This window comes from Burkholderia sp. WP9, from assembly GCF_900104795.1.
In the GTDB taxonomy this organism is placed as follows: domain Bacteria; phylum Pseudomonadota; class Gammaproteobacteria; order Burkholderiales; family Burkholderiaceae; genus Paraburkholderia.
In genome coordinates this window covers 1861006-1883211 of the sequence record NZ_FNTG01000002.1, presented here as the reverse complement: position 1 = coordinate 1883211, position 22206 = coordinate 1861006, and the positions used below count along the sequence as shown (strand labels likewise).

Annotated in this window: 21 protein-coding genes; 11 read left to right on the top strand and 10 right to left on the bottom strand. The window is 63.9% G+C overall.

Going from position 1 to position 22206, the window contains the following annotated elements:
- The first annotated feature begins 8 nt into the window (after positions 1-8).
- The 3 genes from BLW71_RS29560 to BLW71_RS29550 all read left to right on the top strand — a co-directional run bounded on the left by BLW71_RS29560 (position 9) and on the right by BLW71_RS29550 (position 1877).
- Positions 9-389 carry a hypothetical protein gene (locus BLW71_RS29560; protein ID WP_091805433.1) on the top strand — a complete coding sequence of 127 codons (381 nt, stop codon included), beginning with the start codon at positions 9-11 and terminating at the stop codon, positions 387-389.
- 259 nt (positions 390-648) lie between these two features.
- Positions 649-990: a hypothetical protein gene (locus BLW71_RS29555; RefSeq protein WP_091805430.1), complete on the top strand. Its 342-nt coding sequence runs from the start codon at positions 649-651 to the stop codon at positions 988-990.
- 2 nt (positions 991-992) lie between these two features.
- Positions 993-1877 (top strand): 4-hydroxy-tetrahydrodipicolinate synthase family protein, encoded by an 885-nt coding sequence (locus BLW71_RS29550; protein ID WP_091805427.1) that lies wholly within the window; start codon positions 993-995, stop codon positions 1875-1877.
- Between the two features lie 44 nt (positions 1878-1921).
- Here BLW71_RS29550 and BLW71_RS29545 read toward each other — a convergent pair whose 3' ends face one another.
- Together BLW71_RS29545 and BLW71_RS29540 are read right to left on the bottom strand one after the other, a co-directional pair.
- Entirely contained in the window at positions 1922-2476 is a 555-nt protein-coding gene (locus tag BLW71_RS29545; protein WP_091809037.1) for a transglycosylase SLT domain-containing protein, read from the bottom strand.
- 254 nt (positions 2477-2730) lie between these two features.
- The gene (locus tag BLW71_RS29540) at positions 2731-3444 is read right to left on the bottom strand and encodes a Crp/Fnr family transcriptional regulator (protein WP_091805425.1); all 714 of its coding nucleotides are present in this window, start codon (positions 3442-3444) and stop codon (positions 2731-2733) included.
- Positions 3445-3535: 91 nt separating this feature from the next.
- On the opposite strand from BLW71_RS29540, the gene BLW71_RS29535 reads away from it, so the two are divergent.
- Positions 3536-4075 (top strand): Mpo1 family 2-hydroxy fatty acid dioxygenase, encoded by a 540-nt coding sequence (locus BLW71_RS29535; RefSeq protein ID WP_091805422.1) that lies wholly within the window; start codon positions 3536-3538, stop codon positions 4073-4075.
- A gap of 49 nt (positions 4076-4124) precedes the next feature.
- Here BLW71_RS29535 and rarD read toward each other — a convergent pair whose 3' ends face one another.
- Entirely contained in the window at positions 4125-5021 is an 897-nt protein-coding gene (gene rarD / locus BLW71_RS29530) for an EamA family transporter RarD (RefSeq protein ID WP_091805419.1), read from the bottom strand.
- A gap of 597 nt (positions 5022-5618) precedes the next feature.
- Between rarD and egtD the strand changes: the two genes are divergently transcribed.
- Positions 5619-6599, top strand: coding sequence for an L-histidine N(alpha)-methyltransferase (gene egtD, locus BLW71_RS29525; protein ID WP_091805416.1), 981 nt, complete (start codon positions 5619-5621; stop codon positions 6597-6599).
- Positions 6600-6745: 146 nt separating this feature from the next.
- On the opposite strand, the gene BLW71_RS29520 is transcribed toward egtD, so the two are convergent.
- Positions 6746-7039, bottom strand: a complete 294-nt coding sequence (locus tag BLW71_RS29520; protein WP_091805413.1) for an acylphosphatase — start codon at positions 7037-7039, stop codon at positions 6746-6748.
- Between the two features lie 223 nt (positions 7040-7262).
- On the opposite strand from BLW71_RS29520, the gene hpnA reads away from it, so the two are divergent.
- Entirely contained in the window at positions 7263-8273 is a 1011-nt protein-coding gene (gene hpnA / locus BLW71_RS29515) for a hopanoid-associated sugar epimerase (protein ID WP_091805410.1), read from the top strand.
- A gap of 136 nt (positions 8274-8409) precedes the next feature.
- Entirely contained in the window at positions 8410-8952 is a 543-nt protein-coding gene (locus BLW71_RS29510) for a hypothetical protein (protein ID WP_091805407.1), read from the top strand.
- 61 nt (positions 8953-9013) lie between these two features.
- On the opposite strand, the gene BLW71_RS29505 is transcribed toward BLW71_RS29510, so the two are convergent.
- Complete coding sequence (locus BLW71_RS29505) at positions 9014-10186, bottom strand: glycosyltransferase (RefSeq protein ID WP_091805404.1); 1173 nt, start codon at positions 10184-10186, stop codon at positions 9014-9016.
- On the bottom strand, positions 10186-11052 hold the full coding sequence (gene hpnC, locus BLW71_RS29500; RefSeq protein ID WP_091805401.1) for a squalene synthase HpnC: 867 nt from the start codon (positions 11050-11052) through the stop codon (positions 10186-10188). The genes BLW71_RS29505 and hpnC overlap by 1 nt, the downstream gene beginning before the upstream one ends.
- 341 nt (positions 11053-11393) lie before the next feature.
- On the opposite strand from hpnC, the gene ispH reads away from it, so the two are divergent.
- Complete coding sequence (gene ispH, locus BLW71_RS29495; protein WP_091805398.1) at positions 11394-12338, top strand: 4-hydroxy-3-methylbut-2-enyl diphosphate reductase; 945 nt, start codon at positions 11394-11396, stop codon at positions 12336-12338.
- A 10-nt stretch (positions 12339-12348) separates the two neighbouring features.
- Positions 12349-13503 (top strand): adenosyl-hopene transferase HpnH, encoded by a 1155-nt coding sequence (gene hpnH, locus BLW71_RS29490; RefSeq protein WP_091805395.1) that lies wholly within the window; start codon positions 12349-12351, stop codon positions 13501-13503.
- Between the two features lie 148 nt (positions 13504-13651).
- Here the strand turns inward: hpnH and BLW71_RS29485 are convergent, their stop codons facing one another.
- A complete protein-coding gene (locus BLW71_RS29485; RefSeq protein WP_091805391.1) occupies positions 13652-14257 on the bottom strand; it encodes an MlaC/ttg2D family ABC transporter substrate-binding protein in 606 nt (201 codons plus the stop codon).
- Between the two features lie 212 nt (positions 14258-14469).
- Here BLW71_RS29485 and hpnN point away from each other — a divergent pair, with 212 nt between their 5' ends.
- Positions 14470-17085 (top strand): hopanoid transporter HpnN, encoded by a 2616-nt coding sequence (hpnN, locus tag BLW71_RS29480; RefSeq protein WP_091809034.1) that lies wholly within the window; start codon positions 14470-14472, stop codon positions 17083-17085.
- 2 nt (positions 17086-17087) lie between these two features.
- Positions 17088-18104, top strand: coding sequence for an MlaA family lipoprotein (locus tag BLW71_RS29475; RefSeq protein WP_091805388.1), 1017 nt, complete (start codon positions 17088-17090; stop codon positions 18102-18104).
- 70 nt (positions 18105-18174) lie between these two features.
- On the opposite strand, the gene BLW71_RS29470 is transcribed toward BLW71_RS29475, so the two are convergent.
- The 3 genes from BLW71_RS29470 to hpnE are packed head-to-tail and all read right to left on the bottom strand — an operon-like array spanning position 18175 to position 22205.
- Positions 18175-18906 (bottom strand): phosphorylase, encoded by a 732-nt coding sequence (locus BLW71_RS29470; RefSeq protein WP_091805386.1) that lies wholly within the window; start codon positions 18904-18906, stop codon positions 18175-18177.
- Between the two features lie 3 nt (positions 18907-18909).
- Positions 18910-20940, bottom strand: coding sequence for a squalene--hopene cyclase (shc, locus tag BLW71_RS29465; RefSeq protein ID WP_091805382.1), 2031 nt, complete (start codon positions 20938-20940; stop codon positions 18910-18912).
- Complete coding sequence (hpnE, locus tag BLW71_RS29460; protein WP_091805379.1) at positions 20937-22205, bottom strand: hydroxysqualene dehydroxylase HpnE; 1269 nt, start codon at positions 22203-22205, stop codon at positions 20937-20939. Before hpnE ends, shc begins: the two co-directional genes overlap by 4 nt.
- Position 22206 lies beyond the last annotated feature (1 nt).

Below are 22206 nucleotides of genomic sequence, written 5' to 3'. Positions count from 1 at the left end.
GTTAAACCATGAAGACGCTTTTCGCCGCTCTCGCTTCCGCTATGCTCGTGTCGACCGCTTTCGCTCAAACGGCCGCACCGTCCAGCACGCAAACTGCGCAGCCCGCGCAAACGCAACCCGCCGGCCAGGCGAATCTGAAGGCGAGCACCGCCGTGCAAACCGGCGCGACAGATGAAAGCGCAGCGGCAACGAAAGCGCCGGCCAAAGCCACGCCCAAAGCGCATGTGAAGAAGACCTCCGCGCATCACACGGCGAAAGCCCACAAGACCACCAAGAAAGCCGCAGCAGACACGAGCGCAGCAAAGACTAAAACGGAGAGCACGAAAGAGGCCAGCAATGCCCCGGCAAAAGCCGACGGCACTAAAACCGACACGACAAAAACGCAATAACACGTGATCGGTTTCGGCACGCACCGGCCAGGCATGTGCAGATAATCGAAGCCGAACTGTGCCGTTCAGGGAGGGCGAGTCATATGACTCGCCTTTTTTTATGCGCGTTCGAGCTGCGAGTGCTCGCACAGCGAGCGAACCGGCATAGCGCCCGCATGATTTTTTCAGCGGACGCCTCAATTTTTGCACTGCGTTTACCTGCGGAAGTCTAATCTCGAACTGTCTTGATCAACCATGGCGTCGACGAACGCCGCATGACATGGCTCTCACACAAACAATTCGTAGCTTCGCCGCGCAGCCCTTCAACGAGGCACGCGTTCAACGCAACAACGTCATTCCCTTTCCCGCGGCTCGCGTGCGCTTCCAGGTGACCCTGCCTCACCGTTCAGGCGAACTGCCCGGCACCCAACTTCGCGTCCTGCTTCATTCTCCGCTCGGTGTCTACGTCGTCGCCACTGAGGCCATGCGCGAGGAAATTCGCGTTCAACTCGACATCGCCTTCGACGACCTCGACTTCACACTGCACACGCTGATCTCGACGCTTCCCGCCGCGATGATCGGACCTTTGAAGCGCCGCAGCGCGGCCGCAAAGGTGCGCTGATCATGTTTTCAGGTATCTGGTTGCCTATCGTCACGCCGCTGCGTAACGGCGAAGTCGATATCGACGCATTGCAGCGTCTCGCCGACTACTACTTGCGCACCGGGATCGCCGGCATTGTCGCGCTGAGTACCACCGGCGAAGCCGCGTTGTTACAGGACGCCGAGCGTCTGACGGTGTTGCAGGCCTTAAGCGAAGTAGTCCGCTCCCGTTTGCCGATGCTGATCGGCGTCGGCGGCTCGAACACGCGCGATGTCCTGCACGATATTCAGCGCTACGAGCGCTGGGATTGCGCGGGCTATCTGGTCTCCGCGCCGTCCTACGTGTGCCCGGATCAAGCGGGCGTGCAGTGGCACTTCGAGCAGGCCGCGGGCGCGACCGAGCACCCGATCGTGCTGTACAACGTGCCGCACCGGACCGGCGTGACGATCGCGCCGGATAGCGTCGCGCGACTCATCGAGTGCGGCAACATCGTCGCGATCAAAGAGTGCGTGAAGGAGCATTTCAGCCAGTTGAGCACGCTGCCGATCAACGTCCTGTGCGGCACCGACGAAGCCTTGGACGACTGTCTGCATCACGGCGGAACAGGTGGCATTCTGGCGAGCGCGCATGTCTGCGCCGACCTGCTGGTCGCGTTTCAGGATCTGCTGCGGGCCGAGCACGACGTGGACGCGCGCAATCTGTTCGCGAGTTTGCTGCCGGTCTTACGGCTCCTGTTCGCCGCGCCCAATCCGTCCGCCATCAAAGCGATGCTCGCCTTCGACCATTCGCTCAGCGACGAAACACGCATGCCGATCTCGCGTGCATCGGCGCAACTTGTCGAGCGTCTGAGCACCGCGCGCGACCGGCTACAGGATCTGCGCGCCGAATTTGCCGGAGTGGTGAACTAGCCGGTTCGCAGTTCGATCTCTCCACCGCGCCGCGAATGAGTCGTTCATTCGCGGCGCAGGCTTGCGTCGAAACGCTGCATACGCAATACCACGCGCCGCGCATAGCCGCGGCCTCCGCCGCTGTAGCGCAGCAAGGCGGCGTCGAGATCGCCACCGCTTTCGTCGAGGTAGCGGCGCAGGATGGTCGAACCGATCCGCACGTTGATGGCCGGATCGGATAGATCGGCCGCGCCTGCAATCAATTGCGGGTGAGCCGCAGGCAGGATTTGCATGAGTCCTCGCGCGCCCGCGACGCTGACCGCATAGCGATCGAAGCTCGACTCGACCGCCATCACGGCAAGCAGCAGGATGGGAGAAATGGCGTGGCGGTCCGCTTCGGCGAGCACTGCGCGGGCAATCTTCAACGACTCTGTCGGCGCCACACGAAACTGTGCGCGCAACATGGCGGTGATATCGCCGAGAGTCGGCAAGCTGGCTTCCAGCGTGGCATCGCTCGCGAGGATCGGAGCAGCGGATGCAGTCGGCTGCGCATCGGCAGCAGTATCGGCGCCGGCGGCATGCGCGGCATTAGCCAACGTGAAGACGATCGCTGCAAGCATGCTCGTCAAGCGGCGTACCGCGTAACGGTCGGCCTTTCGTTGTCGTGACACACCTTGCAGAGCGCTAACCCCATGCATATTTTCGCTTCCTGACCCGGATGCCTCGACCTTACCGGGCTGGAGATAGCGAATCGCAATAGAAATAGGCGCGCGCCGTAAAATGCTTATAAAAATGCGTCGGCGTTTGGTCGGCGTTTGGTCGGCGTGTCGTCTATCGCGCAGGGCGCAAGCAGGCGAGAACAAACGCTCAGCCGTCAATCCGCAGGCAGATTCAGCTCCGCCAGAACACCCAGCTTCTGCACGTCGGTAATTTCGATTTCCGCATAACCGAGCTTCAGCGCGCCTTGCGTTTCGAATTGCTTCAATACCTGGTTGATGGTTTGCCGGGACAGCGCCAGCATCATCGCGAGATCTTCTTGCGGGACTTTGAGCACGCGCCGCAATGCGCCGGGTTCGCCGTAGCCGCCAGCCATCAATAACAAACGGCGCGCCACGCGCTGCGCGGCGGGCAGCAACGCGGCCTCTTCTATCGCGTCGAAGGCAAGCCGCAGCTTTTGTGTCAACAGCAAGCCGAACACATGCCAATAAGCGGGCGAGCTTTCGAGCAGCGCGGCCAGCGCGGCGCGTGGCACATGAAACAGCGCGGAATCGCGCTCGGCATACGCATCGTGGGTTCGCGGCCGATTGTCGAACAGCGCGATCTCGCCGAACCAGTTCACTGGCTCGATAACGGCGAGCAAGGCCTCCTTGCCCGCCGAACTCGCTGCACCGATTCTCACGAGGCCATCGAGCACGCAATAGAGGCCGTCGTCGGAATCGCCGCGAGTAAAGAGCCGCTGACCGCCGGCGAGGTGCTCGACACGCCCTACGTCGACCAACTGCGCACGCATGGGAGCCGGCGCCGAGCGAAACCACGCGCTGCGCTCGAGCAGCGCGACCAGCTCATTCGATGGAAAAATCGCAGTCATAGAACGGCTTCCGTGGCCGATTGTCGGCTACCCGATGGTTTCAAATTCCGCTGCCCGCGATTATGCTGACTTTAACCACGGAGCGGGATTCATGAGAACGCTGACACAACAGCTGACGCAGTACGCGGCCTACCATCGTGACCGGCGCAACATCGCCACGCATTTCGTCGGCATTCCGATGATCGTGCTTGCGTTGGCAGTGTTGTTGAGCCGGCCCGCTTTTGCGATCGGCGCGCTGCCGCTAACGTTATCGCCGGCATGGGTATTGTTCATCGCGGCAACGCTCTACTACCTCGTGCTCGACGTACCGCTCGGCCTGCTGATGGCGCTCGTGTCCGCACTGTGCGTCGCGTTTGGTCGGTGGAGCGCGGCGCAATCCACGCTGACGTGGCTCGTGATCGGCGTCGGGCTTTTTCTGGTCGGTTGGGTGTTTCAGTTCATCGGCCATGTCGCCTACGAGCATCGCAAGCCGGCCTTTGTCGACGATGTGATCGGGCTGCTGATCGGACCGCTGTTCGTTCTCGCGGAAGCGTTGTTCGGCTTCGGTTGGCGGCCCGCGCTACGCGAAGCGATCGAGGCGCAAGTCGGCCCGACGCGCATCAATGCGGACCGTACGGCGGCACATCACTAAAGCGCGCCGCCGGATTCGTGGACTGCATGCTCGATGCGGATCGCCCGGCTCAGCCAGGCGCGAAGCGAACGAGGCGCACGCTATGCAATGCCGTCAACGCAACCGCGATCCAGATCGGAACGTAGGTGGCCAACTGTGCGGCGCTGAGCGTTTCGCCGAGCAACGTGATCGAAACCAGCACGAGCAGCACCGGTTCGACATAGCCGAGAATGCCGAACAACGCGACCGGCAACAGGCGGCTCGCCTTCAGATACGAAGCCAGCGCAATGGTGCTCAGCGCGCCGAGACCGGGCAACAAGAGAAACCACATCGCGAGGCGTCCGGAGATTAACGTCAGCGAAGCGCTGCTCAACACCTGCACGACCGCCACGGGCAACAACAGCGCCATCTCCACGGTGAACATGGCAAGCGAATCCTGATTGATTTTGCGGCGCAACACGAAATACGGCGGATAGCCGATCGCGACCAGCAAGGTCGGCCACGAGAAGGCGCCCGTCACCCACAGTTCATGGCCGACGCCCACCGCTGCGCACACCACCGCCAGCCACTGCAAACCATCCAGCCGCTCGTGATAATGAAAGCGCCCAACAAGCACCATCACCAGCGGCAACAGGAAATATCCGAGCGACACTTCGAGCATCCGGCCATGCAGCGGCGCCCATAGAAACACCCACAATTGCGCGCCGAGCAACGCCGCGCTCACGATCATCGCCACGCCGAGTGCCGGCTCCGTCACCATGCGGTAAAGAAGCTGCCGCAGAATCGGCAGACGCTTGCGCAAAGCGACCAGCAATAGCGCGCCGGGCACGGTCCATACAATGCGCCACGCGAAAATATCGAGGCCGCTCAGCGGCGCGAGCAGTGTTGCGTAAGCGGAGAGTAATGCGAACATGGTTGACGCGCAGACCGACAACGCGATACCGCGCTTTGGGTCATACTGGTTCATCGTGCGCTCCATCGTGCGGGCGCTTCGGCGCTCGCCGCGGATAAACGTATGTGCGCGAATAGCTGGGATTGCAGCGCAGCATCTGGCCGCGCGGCGTTTGTCGGTGTCATTGGAACTGAAGTCTCACAAGCGGGCAGCGCGAAACAGGCACTGCGTTTTTTATCTTTTAATACGACGCAAGCCGGCATTCTAGACGGGTATCTGTTTGGAGATCGGCCAGCTTCTGTCGGCAGGCTGCAATTATTCCGTGCGCATTGCGCGTCGGTGCACTAGAACATAACTTCACGCGCGGCTGGAACAGCCGGGCTTTTTCACCGGCAACATCGCTCGCGATCCCGCGCAAAGCGGCTCAAGCGCGAAACTTGCTAAGAAGTCTTGCGACCTTGTTGCAGCGTCGTTGGCAATGCCTCGCAGAACGTCCTTTCGGGGACAGCATACGCAGCCATGAGCCGGGCCGGCAGTGGCAGTTTCACGGACCATGCCCGCCCTTCCCCTCCACGGCACGCCTGAACTCGCGTCTCACCACGCGTGCCGCCGCCCCCGGCAACAGCATCCCTCATCGCATGTGATTCATCGAATGTGACTACTGGAGATAGCATGACGCAGCCAGCCCTATCGCACGACGCATCACCCGACCTACGCTCCGCCTTCGCCGCCGACGTTCGCGCAGGCCTCACCCATACGCCTCAGAAAGAGTTGCCGTCGAAATATCTGTACGACGAAGTGGGCTCCGCACTGTTCGAAGTGATTACCGTGTTGCCGGAATACGGCGTGACCCGCGCCGAAGAACGTCTGCTCGCGAAGCACGCGGCCGACATCGTCGCGCATCTGCCGCATGACGTGACCGTCGCCGAACTCGGCAGCGGAAGCGGCCGTAAAACACGGCGCATTCTGGAAGCGCTGTGTAAAAAGCGCCCTACTTCTTACTGCCCGATTGAAATTTCGCGCAGTGCATTGCAGTTGTGCAGGCGCGAACTCGGCGACATCGAGCGTATTTCGATCGTCGGTTATGAACGGGACTATCTGGCAGGTCTCGCCGAAGTGAGCAAGCAACGCGCGGCGGACGAACGGTTACTCGTACTGTTTCTTGGCAGTACGATCGGTAATTTCGGCAGACTCGCGGCGACGCGTTTCCTGCGCGACATCCGCAACATGCTCGCGCCCGGCGATGCGTTGCTGCTCGGTACAGATCTGATCAAGCCGACGCCCGTATTGGTCGCCGCCTACGACGACTCGATCGGCGTGACCGCATCGTTCAATCTGAACCTGCTGGCGCGGATCAATCGCGAACTCGACGGTGACTTTCCGCTCGACGCGTTCGAGCACGTCGCGCGCTTCAACCCGGACGCGCGCAGCATCGAAATGCACCTGCGTGCGAAGCGCGATATCACCGCGCACGTGGGCGCGGCGCAATTGACGGTATCGCTCAAAGCGGGCGAAACGATCTGGACCGAGAGCAGCCACAAATATCGCGCGGAAGAAATGCCCGCGATTGCAGACGACGCCGGCTTCGTCTGCAGCCATCAATGGGTCGAAGAAGAATGGGGCTTTGCGGAGAGCCTGCTCGTGGCGCGTTGAACGTGGGGTGAGCGTGCCTCGAACGTGCGGTGACCGTGGCGGCGCCGCCGAATGACTCGAGCGGCTTAAGTAGCCGCGCAAAAACGGCAAGGCGTCGCGCCATCGGCATGATGGCGCGACGCCTTTTGCTTTGCGTGGAACGCCGCTCAGTGCTGTTCGAAACGCTCGTAGCGCTTTTCGGTGGAGCGTTCTTCACCGCTCACCTCGGTCACGCGCGCCGCCGGCGGCCCGTGACGCAGCCACGACAACATGCGGTCGACCTGGTTGGCCGAGCCCTGCAACATGGCTTCGACGGAACCGTCTTCGAGATTCGCCACCCATCCTTTGATTCCAAGCGCGTGGGCCTGCCGCACGGTCGCGTGGCGAAAACCGACGCCCTGCACGGTGCCGCGTACGCGCACATAGTAAGTTTCGATCCGCTGATCCAGATCCGGGGCCATGCCGTCTTCTCCTCTGTCAGCCGGAGTGAGCGCTTCAGCTCCCATGCAAAGCACTGACTCCGATCCGATGCACACATTCTTTCAAGCCGGCATTCTAGTCGCGTCGCGGCGAGCTTGCTCGGCAATGCGCGCGTCCCGCCGACGCGTTTGAGGCCGTTCGCGCGACATGCAACACGCGCGCCACGTACAATCCGTCGACTGTCACGCAGGAAATGGAAACAGAATGACCGAACAGAATCGCGATCTCGTGCTCGTGACCGGCGCCTCCGGCTTCGTTGGCTCGTCGGTGGCGCGCATCGCGCAACAGAAAGGTTTCAAGGTGCGCGTGCTGGTGCGCGCGACCAGTCCGCGTCAGAACGTCGAGTCGCTGGACGCGGAAATCGTGGTGGGCGACATGCGCGACGAAGCGTCGATGCGCAACGCACTGCGCGGCGTGCGCTATCTGCTGCATGTGGCCGCCGACTATCGCCTATGGGCGCCGGACCCGAGCGAGATCGAGCGCTCGAACCTGGAAGGCACCGAGGCGACCATGCGCGCGGCGCTGAAGGAAGGCGTCGAGCGGATTGTCTACACGAGCAGTGTGGCGACGCTGAAAGTGACCAGTTCCGGCCAGTCCGCCGATGAAACCTCGCCCCTCAAAGCCGACCAGGCTATCGGCGTCTACAAGCGCAGCAAGGTGCTCGCCGAACGCGCGGTGGAACGAATGATCGCCGAAGACGGCTTGCCCGCGGTGATCGTCAATCCGTCCACGCCGATCGGTCCGCGCGACGTCAAACCGACGCCGACCGGACGCATCATCGTGGAAGCGGCGCTCGGCAAGATTCCCGCGTTCGTCGACACAGGACTTAACCTCGTCCACGTGGACGATGTCGCGGCCGGCCATTTCCTTGCGCTTGAACGCGGCAAGATCGGCGAGCGCTATATTCTCGGCGGCGAAAATCTGCCCCTTCAACAGATGCTCGCGGATATCGCGGCGCTGACCGGCCGCAAAGCACCGACGCTCAGCCTGCCGCGCTGGCCGCTTTATCCGCTGGCCATGGGCGCTGAGGCAGTCGCCAAGATCACGAAACGCGAACCGTTCGTCACCGTCGACGGCTTGAAAATGTCGAAGAACAAGATGTATTTCACATCGGCGAAAGCGGAGCGCGAACTCGGCTACCGTGCCCGGCCCTATCGCGAGGGTCTGAGCGATGCCCTCGACTGGTTCCGGCAAGCCGGCTATCTGAAGGCCTGAGCCTGCCCGAACACGCGGCCCGCGCCGGACGATCCGGCGCGGCCGCAAGCATTTTGTTACAACGTCACTGTGTTAGCGAAAGGTAAAAGCCTACGCGCAGCAGGTAAAATTGTGGGTCTTACCAGAGAAACCTCGCATGAATCTTCACGAACAGCTCGGCGCGCTGGAAGTGGGCGTCGATCAGCTCATTCAGGCTGTCGTGGCCCCGCAGGCCGAAAACATCCCCGAGACACCCGCAGACACCACTGCGCCGCAGGCGCCGGTGGAGCAGGTCGCGTCCGAATCCAGGGCTGAAGCGGTTGCGGCCGACACTGAGGCGGCCGTAGTCGAAGACAAGGCGCCGGCCCCGCAGGTTCAGCCCACGCTCGAAATCAATCGCCCCGCGCAGAACGAAATCACCATGACGATCGGCGGCCAGACGGTCGCGCTGCGCGCGGAGCAGATCGGCCAACTGATCGAGGAGTTGTCGAACGCGCGTGCTTCAATGACGCCTGAACCGCCGCCGGGTATTCCGCCAGGCTGGCGCTTCGTGTCCACGAAGAATCCGGTCATGGCAGTGCAGAAGCAGTCGAACGGCGACCGTCTGCTGGTCATGCGCCATACCGGGCACGGCTGGGTTCCGTTCACGTTTTCGCCGGACATGGTGATCCAGCTCTACATGATGCTCACCAAAGGCTGATGCAAAAAAAGCGGCGCCCGAGAGCGCCGCTTTTGCATTCCACCTTTGTCTGACCGCTGTTTCAGCGCTCCTGCACCGGCGCCTGAACACGCGCCTTCCACTGCCCACCCTTGCCACGCCAGTAGCGCATCGCCGACGCGAACGTCGCGCCGACATAGAACAACGCGACCAGCGGCAAAAACGGCGCCCACAGCGGCGAGCGGCGATAGTAGCTGAGCATCGGCGCATAAGCGCAGCACATGGCCGCCCATGCGAGCCACGCGGGCCAGCCCGTCGGGCCGAGGACCAGTGCGGCTACCGGCGGCATCAGGTAAATGATCGTCATGCCGACCAGCGTGCCTGCCAGCAGCAACGGCGAGTAATGCAGTTGAGTGAAGGCCGTGCGCGCGATCATGTTCCAGATCTCACGCCAGTTGTCGTACGGACGCAGCGACACGCTGCGCGCCGCCACGTCCAGCCGGATCGGATGACGCCCCGTGCCGCGATGCTTGATGCGCGCCGCGAGGCTGCAGTCGTCGATCAGCTCGGCGCGGATCGACTCGATGCCGCCCGCTTCTTCCAACGCGCTCCGGCGCACCAGCATGCAGCCGCCCGCGGCCGCAGCCGTACGATTGCGCGGGTTGTTGACCCACGAGAACGGGTACAGCTTGGCAAAGAAGAAGACGAAAGCGGGAATCAGCGCCTTTTCCCAGAACGAATCGCAGCGCAGGCGCACCATCAGCGAGACGAGGTCGCGCTGTTCCGCGTCAGCACGCGCGACGAGTTGCGCGACCGCGTCGGCGGGATGGCCGATGTCGGCGTCGGTAAGCAAAAGAAAGTCCGCGGGCAAGCCGAGCGTGCGCACCGCCTCGATGCCTTGCGACTGCGCCCACACCTTGCCGGACCAGCCCGGCGGCAGCGGCTTCGCGCTCAGCACGGTCAGGCGATCCGGGCACTGCAACTGCAACGCGGCCGCGCGAGCGGCGTCGGCGGTGCCGTCGGTGCTGTGGTCGTCCACGACGATCACGTGGAATTCGCCCGGATAGTCCTGCTGAAGCAGGGTGGTGACCGCTTCGGCGATCACGTCGACTTCATTGCGGGCCGGCACCACGGCGGCGACAGCCGGCCACGAAGCGCGCGGCGCGATGGTGAGCGGCGCGGCGGGACGCGCGCGCCAGAAACCGCCGCGCGCGAACAGCAACACACACCAGATCAGCAGGGAAAGACACGAAAGAAGAAACAGAACCACCGCCATTAAACATTACCCTCGATTGAACGCGCTGCCACACCGACACGCCGCGACAGCCACATCACCACAGTGCGGGCCGCGACAACGCACCAGTCAAATGTATTGAGCACCGGCGGCTCGCGAAACACGTCGTAGCCCGCCGTCTCGATTTTGTCGAGAAAGCGCAGCCCGCCATGAACGGCCCCGCATAACTCGATTCCCAGACGCCCGGGAATGCGCAACGCGAGCGGCGCGCCGCGCACCAGCATGTCCCGGACGAAACACACTTCGTGTGCCATGAGCGCCCGCCAGTCCTGATCGGCAACCCCGTTGGCGATGTGCGCCTCGCTCACGTTGAAGCGCCGCAAGTCCGCCAGCGGCAGATACACGCGGTCCTTTTTCCAGTCGGCGGAGACGTCGAGCCAGAAGCTGATCAATTGCGACGCCGTGCAGATCGCGTCGGCGTCGGCGAGGTTTTCCGGCGTGGCCGCGCCGATCAGATGCAGCATCAGATGCCCGAGCGGGTTCGCCGAGTGGCGGCAATAATCCAGCAGCGCGGCCCGGTCGGCGTACCGGTTGGTGTCGATGTCCTGAGCGCACGCTTGGAGCAGATCGTAGAACGGCGCGAGCGGTAGTTTATACTGCGCCACAACACCGGCCAGCTTGCCGAACAGCAGTGGATGAACCGGCGCCGCGCGCCGCTGTGCGACCGCGTCGAGACCGGCGCGGAAGTCGGCGAGACGGGCGTGCCGTTCGGCCGCGCTCCAGTCGCCTTCGTCGGCAATGTCGCCCGCCGTGCGGACCACCTGATAGATGATTCCGATAGGCGTGCGCAGCGCTTTTGGCAGCAACACGCTCGCGACCGGAATATCTTCGTATTGATCGACGTCCATCCAGCGAGCCTCGAAACCCTTTTGTAATGTGGGCGCCGGGGCGCCGCAGGACTACGTAGTTTAAGGGTTCCGTTAAACCGCTGCAGCGTGTAATGATTGCCGCATCCGCACTGGCATGGGCCGGCTTGCGGCTTCAACCGTGGGTCCGCCGCTGCGGCGGCCGCCCAACACCGGCCGGGCGCCGCCAAAGCAAAGCCGGCCTGATAGCGTTAGAATGCGCGTTTGGTTTTGCTGTACCGGCAAGCGCCGGGCTCAAGACGTCAACTAAATTAGATGATCGCGGCGATAAAGTCAGATTTACCGACTTCTTCGAACCCGCGTCAGTCGGAGTTCGCCAACTTATGCGAGTCATCCTTGCTCAACCCCGCGGCTTTTGTGCGGGCGTTGTACGTGCAATCGAGATCGTCGACCGCGCGTTACAACAACACGGCGCACCCGTGTATGTCCGCCACGAGATCGTTCACAATCGCCACGTGGTCGACAATCTGCGCCAGAAAGGCGCGCGCTTCGTCGAAGAGCTCGACGAAGTGCCGCAAGGCGCCGTGGCGATTTTCAGCGCCCACGGCGTTGCCCAAACCGTCGAGCGTGACGCCGAAGCGCGCGGTCTCGACGTGCTCGACGCAACCTGCCCGCTGGTCACCAAAGTGCATGTGCAGGGTCGCCAATATGTCGGCGCCGGCCGCACGCTGATCCTGATCGGCCACGCCGGTCATCCGGAAGTGGAAGGCACGATCGGCCAGATTCCGGGCAAAGTGCTGCTGGTGCAGAGCGAGGCCGAGGTCGAAACGCTGGACCTGCCGCTCGACACGCCGCTCGCCTATGTCACGCAAACCACGCTGTCGGTGGACGATACGCGTGGCATCATCGACGCCCTGATGAACCGTTTCTCCGACATCGTCGGTCCGGATACGCGCGACATCTGCTATGCCACCCAAAACCGCCAGGCGGCGGTGCGCGAGTTGAGCAAAGAGGTGGAGGTGCTGCTGGTGGTGGGCGCAACCAATAGTTCGAACTCGAACCGGCTGCGCGAGATCGGCAGCGAAAGCGGCGTGGCGAGTTATCTCGTCGCCGACGGTTCGGAAGTGAAGCCGGAATGGTTTGCGAACGTGCAGACCGTCGGCATCACGGCCGGTGCTTCGGCGCCGGAAGAGATGGTGAAGAACGTAATCGATGCGCTGAGCGCATTGGGGCCTGTCGATGTCACGACGATGGCGGGCCGTGAAGAGAAAGTCGAATTCAAGTTGCCATCGAAACTGATGCAACCACTCGCCGCACGCGAAGTTTAAGGAGGACCTTTTGTCTATTCCGCTGCTACAGAAAGTCCGGGTCGGCGCATACATCATGCGTCAGCATCTCTCCGGCAATAAACGCTATCCGCTCGCCCTGATGCTGGAGCCCCTGTTCCGCTGCAACCTCGCCTGCAATGGCTGCGGCAAGATCGACTATCCGGATCCCATCCTGAATCAGCGCCTGTCGCTGGAAGAATGCCTCGGCGCCGTCGACGAGTGCGGCGCACCGGTGGTGTCGATCGCAGGCGGCGAACCGCTGCTGCACAAGGAAATGCCGCAGATCGTGAAGGGCATCATCGCGCGCAAGAAGTTCGTGTACCTGTGCACGAACGCGCTGCTGATGGAAAAGAAGATGGACGACTACGAGCCGAATCCGTACTTCGTGTGGTCGGTTCACCTCGACGGCGATCAGCAGGCGCACGATCACTCGGTGTCGCAGGAAGGCGTGTACGACAAGGCTGTCGCCGCCATCAAGGAAGCAAAGCGCCGTGGTTTCCGCGTGAACATCAACTGCACGTTGTTCAACGACGCCGTGCCGGAACGGGTTGCCGCATTCTTCGACACGCTGGGCCCGATGGGCGTGGACGGTATCACCGTCTCGCCGGGTTACGCGTATGAGCGCGCGCCGGATCAGCAGCACTTCCTGAACCGCGACAAGACCAAGCAACTGTTCCGCGAGATTTTCAAGCGCGGCAACAATGGCAAGAACTGGTCGTTCAGCCAGTCGGGCATGTTCCTCGACTTCCTGGCCGGCAATCAGACGTACGAGTGCACGCCGTGGGGCAACCCGGCACGTACCGTGTTCGGCTGGCAAAAGCCGTGCTATCTGGTCGGCGAAGGTTACGTAAAGACCTTCAAGGAACTGATGGAAACCACGGAGTGGGAAAAATACGGCACGGGCAACTACGAGAAGTGCGCTGACTGCATGGTTCACTGCGGTTTCGAAGCGACCGCCGTGATGGATACGGTGGCGCATCCGCTGAAGGCGCTGAAGGTCAGCCTGCGCGGACCGAAGACGTCGGGCGCTTTCACGAAGGATATTCCTCTGGATAAGCAACGTCCGGCCGAGTATGTCTTCTCCCGCCATGTCGAGATCAAGCTGGAAGAGATCAAGGTTTCCGGCAAGGGCAAGAAAGTGCAGACGGCTACAGCAGCACACTAAGCGGCCGGTGGCGGCAGTTTCGCGCCACCTGTGATCGCGAATTCAAAAAAAGCGCGGTGGTTTGATAGCCACCGCGCTTTTTTTACGCCCATACCACTTGCCTTGTGCCTCTTACCTCGTGCGTCATGCCTCACGAGGCAATCAACCGTTACCCCGCGCTGCGCGCGTTGTGCGCGGTCAGAAACTTGATCAGCCCGTCTATGCCGCCTTTGGCAATCTGATCGGCGAACTGCGTCTGGTACACCTGGATCAGCCAGGCGCCCATCATGTTGATGTCGTAGACCTTCCAGCCAGCGGGATCTTTGGTCATGCGATAGTCGATCGCGTCGTCGCCGCCATTGCTGAGCACGTGCGATTGCACAACGACGTCTTTGGCTCCCGCCGGCACGGTGATCGGCAGGAAATTGAACTTCACGTCCTGATCACGCAGTTGCGAGAGCGACGCAGCATAAGTGCGCGTGAGCAGCAGCGTAAACTGCTCGTAGAGTTGCTTTTGCTGTTCGGGCGTTGCGGTGCTCCACGCCTTGCCCACCGCGATGCGCGTGGTGCGTTGAAAGTCGGTGGCCGGCAGGAAGCGCGACTGGACGAGTTGGGTGATCTTCCCCATGTCGCCGCCGCGCGCTTGCGGGTCAGCCTTCATGGCGGCCACCGTGCCCTCGACGGCACTTTTTACTACCGCATCGGGTGCGCTTTGCGCATAGGCCGCGGTGGAGACGACGGCCGCGGCCAGAAAAACAGACAGATAACGTTTCATACGCTCGACAGAACCTGAAAGAAGAAAGCGCCGCCGGGCTCGCGAGCACGCGGCGTAAGCAGGATAGACCAGTATACCGACATTGCGTTCCCGCCCCAAAGCACCCGCCGGGAGCCGTACTTGCTAGCGAACACGAGCCTGATCGCTCCGGCTCTGTATACTTGTGCACTTTCGTCAAAAACATCACCCGTGATAAGGCCAAGTTCGCCTACATGCTGAAGTCATCTATTGTCCGTCTCGTCGCCTATTCAGTGCGTCATCCACTGCGGATCGTCGCGGTGTCGTTCGTGCTCGCCGTTTTGAGCGGCTTCTACGTTGCTCATAACTTCAAGATCAACACGGACATCAGCCGTCTCATCGAGACCGACAAGGAATGGTCGGCGCTCGACCACGCCATGGACAAGGCCTTTCCCGATCGCGGCGAAACCGTGCTGGTGGTCGTCGAAGCGCGCGCGCCGGAATTCGCCGACGCCGCCGCGCAGGCCCTGACCGCCGCGCTCAAGGCCGATTCCAAGGAGTTCGTGGCGGTTTCGCAGCCGGCCGGCGGCGCTTTCTTCGAACATAACGGCCTGCTGTTTCCGTCAACCGACGAGGTGATGTCGACCACCTCGCAACTCGTCCAGTCGCGCCCGCTCGTCAACGCCCTCGCGCACGATCCGAGCCTGACCGGCCTCGCCGGCACGCTCACCACGAGCCTGTTGCTGCCGCTTCAGATCGGTCAGGTAAAGCTCGGCGACATGAGCCATCTGCTGACGCAAAGCGCGACCACGCTCGACCGTGTGCTGGCCGGCCAGCCGGCCGCCTTCTCGTGGCGCGCGCTGGTCGACAAGAGCGCGGCCACCGATCCGGCGCGCGCCTTCGTGGTGGTGCAACCGGTCGTGAATTACGACGCACTGGAGCCGGGCGCAACGGCGTCGAAGTCGATCCGCGACACCGCCGCCGCGCTGCACCTCGACGCGCGCTACGGCGCTACGGTTCGTCTGACCGGCGAACAGCCGCTCGCTGACGAAGAATTCGCTTCGGTCCAGGACGGCGCGGTGCTCAACGGCATCGGCACCTTTATCGTCGTGCTGATCATTTTGTGGCTGGCGCTGCGCTCGGGCCGCATGATCATCGCCGTGTTCATCACGCTGTTCGTCGGGCTTGCCATTACCGCGGCGCTCGGCCTGCTGATGGTCGGCGCGCTCAATATGATTTCGGTCGCCTTCATGGTGCTGTTCGTCGGGCTCGGCGTCGATTTCGGTGTGCAGTTCGGCGTCAAGTATCGCGAGGAACGGAATCGCGACGACCGCCTGTCCGCCGCCCTCATGCATACGTCGCACAGCATTGGCGTGCCGCTCACGCTCGCGGCGGTGGCCGTTGCGCTGAGCTTCTTCTCGTTCCTGCCGACGGCTTACCGCGGCGTGTCCGAGTTGGGCGAAATCGCGGGCGTCGGCATGTTCATCGCGTACTTCACCAACATGACGCTGCTGCCGGCCCTGCTGAAGCTCTTCAATCCGCCGGGCGAAGCCGCTTCACCGGGCTTCAAGCAACTCGCGCCCGTCGACGACTTCCTCGATCGCCATCGCAAGCCTGTGCTGATCGGCACGCTGATCGTCGTGATCGGCGCCACGCCGTTGCTTACGCATTTGCGCTTCGACTTCAATCCGCTTCATCTGAAGGATCCGCACACGGAGTCGATGGCGACGCTGTTGTCGCTGAAGGATTCCCCGGAAGCCGCGGTCAACAACGTGCATGTGCTGGCGCCCTCGCTCGCCGACGCCGACCGCATGGCCACGCGTCTGCGCGCGTTGCCGGAAGTGGGCCGCGTCAACACGCTCGACACCTTCGTTCCCGCCGACCAGCAGCAGAAGCTGATGCTGATTGCGAGCGCCGCGCAGCAACTGTTGCCCGCGCTGCAGCAACAGCCCGCGCAGCAGGCAACGGACGCGGTGCGCGTCGCCGCGCTCAAGCGCGCGTCGAACCAGCTCTCGCTCGCCGCCGACGATCACCCAGGCCCAGGCGCCGCCGAAGCCAAGCATCTATCGGCCACACTACAGAAGCTGGCCGCCGCCGATGCCGCCACGCGCGACCGCGCCGAAACCGCGATGTCCGGTACGCTGCGCATCGCGCTGAGCCAACTGGCCAACTTGCTGCAGCCAACTGAAATCACCCGCGAGAACCTGCCCAAGGAAATCTCCGCAGGCTGGGTATCCAAGGACGGCCGCGCGCTCGTCGACATCTCACCGAAGGTGAAGCCCGGCACCGATCCGAACGACGACGCCATGCTCGCCCGCTTCGCCCATGCGGTGAAGAAGGCGGAGCCAGGCGCGATCGGCGGGCCGATTTCGATCCTCCATTCGGCCGACACCATCATCAAGGCGTTCCTGCAGGCCGCCGCGTACGCGCTCGCGTCGATTGCGATCCTGCTGTGGATCGCACTGCGGCGCGTCAGCGACATGTTGCGCACGCTGGTGCCGCTGCTGGTCTCTGCGCTCGTGACGCTCGAACTGTGCGTGGTATTCGGCATGCCGCTGAACTTCGCGAATATCATCGCGCTGCCGCTGATGCTCGGGGTCGGCGTGGCGTTCAAGATTTACTTCGTGATGGCGTGGCGCCATGGTCAAACCAGCCTCCTGCAGTCGAGCCTGACGCACGCCGTGCTATTCAGCGCGGCGACCACGGCGACGGCATTCGGCAGCCTGTGGCTGTCGCACCATCCGGGTACATCGAGCATGGGGCGCCTGTTGGCGCTCTCGTTGTTCTGCACGTTAATCGGCGCAGTGGTTTTTCAACCCGTGCTGATGGGTAAGCCGCGCGCACGTCGCGCGAAGCAAAAAGGAATATAAGCATGAAGCTGCGTAACGCCGCGCTGGCACTCGTCGCCACCGGTTTGATTTCAGGCTGCGCCACCGGCCCCGACCGCAAACCCGGCGACCCGTTCGAACCGGTGAACCGCGCGGTATTCAGTTTCAACGATGGCCTGGACCGCTACGTCGCCGTTCCGGTGGCGAAGGGGTATCAGAAGGTGACGCCGCAGCCGTTGCGCACGGCGGTGAGCAACTTCTTCTCGAATCTGGGCGATCTGACCAACGCGGCTAACGCGCTGCTGCAATTGAAGATCACCGACGCGACCGAGGACATCGTCCGTTTCGCGTTCAACTCGACCTTCGGTCTGGGTGGCCTGCTCGATTGGGCGACGCCTGCCGGCCTGCCCAAGCACCATCAGGATTTCGGGCTGACGCTCGGTCACTGGGGTATTCCGTCGGGCCCATATCTGGTCCTGCCGCTGTTCGGCCCGAGCTCGGTGCGTGACAGCATGGGGCTGATCGTCGACGTGAAGTTCAACCCGCTGAACTACATGGAGCCGGCGGTGCGCAATCCGCTGTACTTGCTGCAGTTCGTGAGCGTGCGTTCCGACCTGCTGGGCGCGTCGGACCTGCTGCAACAGGCCGCGCTGGACAAGTACTCGTTCGTGCGCGACGCCTATACGCAGCAACGCCGTTCGCGTCTGCGCGGCACGAGCGACAACGGCGCGCCGCTGCCGAACTATGACGATCAGGGGGATTCCGGCGCTTCGTCGGTGCCCGCAGCCGGCGCGCCGGCGGCAGGTGCCCTGCCGAATTACGCCGATCCGGGCGACGCGGCGGAAGCGCCGAACGCAGCCTCAGGCGCCGCTACCGGCGCCCCGGCGGGCGTGCCCAACTACTCCGATCCGGGCGACACGCCTGCGAGCGGCGCAGCAGGCTCCACGCCGAGCGCACCTTCCGCCGCACCCACCGGCGCTTCAGACACGGCCGCGCCGACGCTGCCCGCCGCGCCGCCGGCCGGCAACACGCAGCCGGCGTCGGCACCAGTGACGCAATAGGAATTGGAAAAGCAGAACGGTGCCGCGATTTAGACTGACACTCGCGCGGCACCCAATTGACGGGGCTCTTTCAGGCGATCGCCATCCGCAGCGCCCCGGCCTCGCTCATCGCGCGCCGCGCCTCGACCAGGGAGATGCGCGCCGCCCGGGCGTCGATGGCAACCTGGATCAGTGCGCCGAGCTGCGACGGCTGTCGCAGCAACTCCCGCAGAATCGGCGCGAGCGCCGTGCTGCCGTCATCGCGCAGGCCAGCAGTGGCCGCGGATGGCAGCGTGCGCCACGCCGGATCGACAACCGCCCGGCAAACGGCGAACGGCACGCCACACGCGGCAGCTTTCGCGCCGGCAATATGCGACTCCATATCCACCGCCAGCGCGCCGTTCGAGCGATGCAGCACGTCCTTGTCGCCCGCGCTCACCAAAGGCGCGGTAACGGCCGCCATGAGGCCGCGGCGTACACGCGCCGAGCGCGGCCCCGCCGCTAGCGCGGCCGCGAGCCTGTCCGCCCATGGACGATCGGTCTGGAGCCGCCCAAACGGCCCCTCGACGGCATCCGCGACGATCAGTGCGCCCGGCTCCAGATCCGGCGCCAAACCGCCCGCCGTACCGAAACTCACAATGCCCGAACAGCCGCGCGCGACCGCCGCACTCAACGCGCGCTCCAGCAGATCGGCGCGCGCCGCGTAGACGACTTCAACGCCTTCGCCGCGAGCAATTCGCGCCTCGAACGCCATGCCCGTCACCACGATCACCGGCAAGGGGCTGCGGCGGCCGTCCGCTGACCGATTGGTCGAAAGCGGCATCCGTTACATCCCGACCGCGACGCGCGTGAGACCGTTGCGCTTCAGATGACGGAAGCGCGCCAGCGCCCACAACGGGAAGAACTTACGGTAGCCGTGGTAACGCAGATAAAAGACGCGCGGGAAACCGGTCGCGGTGAAACGCGTTTCGTCCCACAAGCCATGCTCGCGCTGTTCTCGCTGCAAATACGCGACGCCGCGCGCCACCGCTTCGTGATTGACCTCGCCTGCCGCCATCAAGCCCATGAGAGCCCACGCGGTTTGCGAAGCCGTGCTCGGCGCACGCTCGTAGCCGTGGTAGTCGAGCTTGTAGCTCTCACCGCCCTCGCCCCAGCCGCCGTCTTCGTTCTGGATCGACAGGAGCCATTGCGCGGCGCGCTTCATACGCGGGTCGTCGTGCGGCAGACCGGCTGCGTTCAGCGAACACAGCGCGGTCCACGTCCCGTAGATATAGTTCAGACCCCAGCGGCCATACCAGCTGCCGTCCGATTCCTGTTCCTTCAACATGTAGGCGAACGCGCGCTGCGCCGGCTCGCTGCCTTGCGGCAATTCGCCGAGTTGAGCGAGCATCGACAGACAGCGGCCGGAAACGTCCGCGGTGGGCGGATCGAGCAAGGCGCCGTGATCGGAGAACGGAATGTTGTTCAGGTAGTACTGCGTGTTTTCCGGCTCGAACGCACCCCAGCCGCCGTCGCTGCTCTGCATGCCGACCACCCATTCGCGCGCCCGCGCGATGGCTTCGCGATCGACGCCGGATTGCGTAATCCCCGCCGAGCGATGCATCGCCATGACGACCACCGCCGTGTCGTCGACGTCCGGGTAATAGTCGTTGTTGTACTGGAATGCCCAACCGCCCGGCCGCACATTCGGGCGACGCGAAATCCAGTCGCCGCGCACGTCGAGAATCTGCAGCGGACGCAGCCACGCGAGCCCGCGCTCGGCGGCCTGCTCGGCATGCGCCTCGCCAGTTTCGAGCAGCGCGTGCGCCACGAGCGAGGTGTCCCAGACCGGCGACAGACACGGCTGGCAATATGCTTCGTCATCCTTGATGACGAGCAGCTTGTCGATCGATTGGCGAGCAATCGCGCGATTCGGGTGATCGGCGGGATAACCGAGCACGTCGTACATCATCACCGAGTTCGCCATGGCCGGGAAAATCGCGCCGAGCCCGTCTTCGCCGTTCAGGCGTTCATCGACGAAGGCCACCGCCTGGCGCACCGCGCGCTCGCGCGTGGTTTTCGGGAACAGGCCGTCGACCGCGCGCAGCAGCACGTCCACGCCGCTGAAGAAGCGGAACCAGCCGGCATGCTGATGCGGCGCCCGATCGCGCGGGCCGGTGTTGACCGGCGCGCCGCGGAACAACTCGTCGATGCGCACGCGGCGCGGGTTGCGCGCGACCGGCCGCTTCGCGTTGAGCACGAGCAGCGGCACGATCACGGTACGCGCCCAGTACGACACCTTCGACAGATGGAACGGGAACCACACGGGCAGCAGCATGATCTCCACGGGCATCATCGGCACGGCGCGCCACGACACCACGCCGAACAGCGCGAGCAGAATCCGCGTGAAGACGTTCACGGCTTCGGCGCCGCCATGAGCGAGAATCGCCTCGCGTGCGCGGACCATGTGCTCGGCGTCCGCCGGGTCGCCGATCATCTTCAGTGCGAAGTACGCCTTGACGCTCGCGCTGATGTCGAGCGCGCCGTCGGTAAAGAGCGGCCAGCCGCCGTCGGCTAACTGGATGCGGCGCAGATAGCGCCCGATCTTCTGCTCCAGCTCCACGTTCGGCGTTTCGCCGAGATAGTGGACCAACAGCACGTATTCGGCGGGAATCGTCGCGTCGGCTTCGAGTTCGTAGACCCAGTGGCCGTCCGGCTTTTGCGCCGCGAGAATCGCGTCAGTTGCGCGCGTGATGGCGGCGTCGAGCGAGGCGGCGGGCGCTTCGCCCGCAACGGCCGGCGCGGGCGCGTTCGGCGCCGCGTCGGCGACTTCGGACAGGACGGCGTCCAGCGGCTGGGTTTGGGATAAATCGTTCATCGGCGTTCCATCGGTTCATTCAGCAACGTATCCGCGGCCTTCTGGCCGGAGCGGATCGCGCCTTCAATCGTCGCGGGCAGGCCGGTGGCCGTCCAGTCGCCCGCGAGCATCAGGTTGTTCCAGCGAGTGCGCGTGCCGGGCCGCAGCGTTTCCTGATCCGGCAGCGCGGCGAATGTCGCGCGTTTTTCCACGACCACTTGCCAGGCCGGCATTGGTGCGGCAGGCAAATTGGCCGCCTGAGCCACTTCAGCCCAGACGGTGGCCGCGAGTGCTTCATGCGGCGTATCGAGCAGCTGCTCGGCGCCGTTGACGGTCACCGACAGGCGGCCGTCGAAAGCGAACAGCCATTCGGCCGTGCCGTTGAGCAGCCCGGTGACCAGCGGCAAACCAAACGGCGGATCGATCGCGAAATGCACGTTGACGCTCGCCGCAAAGCGCGTCGGCGCGCGCAAACCGGGTACGAGCGCGCGTGCGGTCTCCGGCGGCACCGCGAGAATCACCGCGTGCTTCGCTTCGAGCGCGATGCTTTCGCCGGCGAACTTCAGCGCTTGTACGCGGCGGTTGTCGGCGGCGAAAACCACTTCTTCCAGACGCGAACCCAGCCGGATCGCCGCGCCGCCATGCTGCAGCAGCCGCAACGCCGGATCCACGAACGCGCTGCCGAGACCGTTGCGCGCGACCAGCGGCCGGCACGCAAGGCCGCCGGCCATCACGGTCTGCCGCACCATGGCGCCGGTCAGTTCCGCCGACGCTTCGCGTGGCTCGACGTTCAACATGGCGTGAAACAGCGGGCGCAGCAGGCGATCCCACAACGGGCCGCTGCAACGCATGGTCTGCGCGACGCTGCGCCCGGGCTTGGCGAACAGCAGCGGTACGAGCGCCAGGTAGTCGCCCGGCCCGGTGTTCGGCACGCGCGCGTTCGCGTCGAAGATCCACCACGGCAAGCGTCCCGGCGAGAGGCGCACGGTCCAGCGCGCCCGCGTGGCCAGATCCACGAACGGAAACTCGGGCTGCGCCGGGCCGGCCAGTTCGTCGGCGGCGCCGATCGCCCGCGTGTAGTTGAGCGTCGCGACGTTGCCCGACAGGACCATGTGATTGCCGCTGTCGAGCGTCGCGCCTAGCTTGGAGTCGTAATACGTCCGGCAACGGCCGCCCGCCTGGGCAGCCGCTTCATGCAGCAGGACGTGCGCGCCGCGCCGCTGCAGCTGCACTGCGGCGGCGAGGCCGGCAAGGCCTGCGCCGACCACATGTACGAGCTTTTGCATC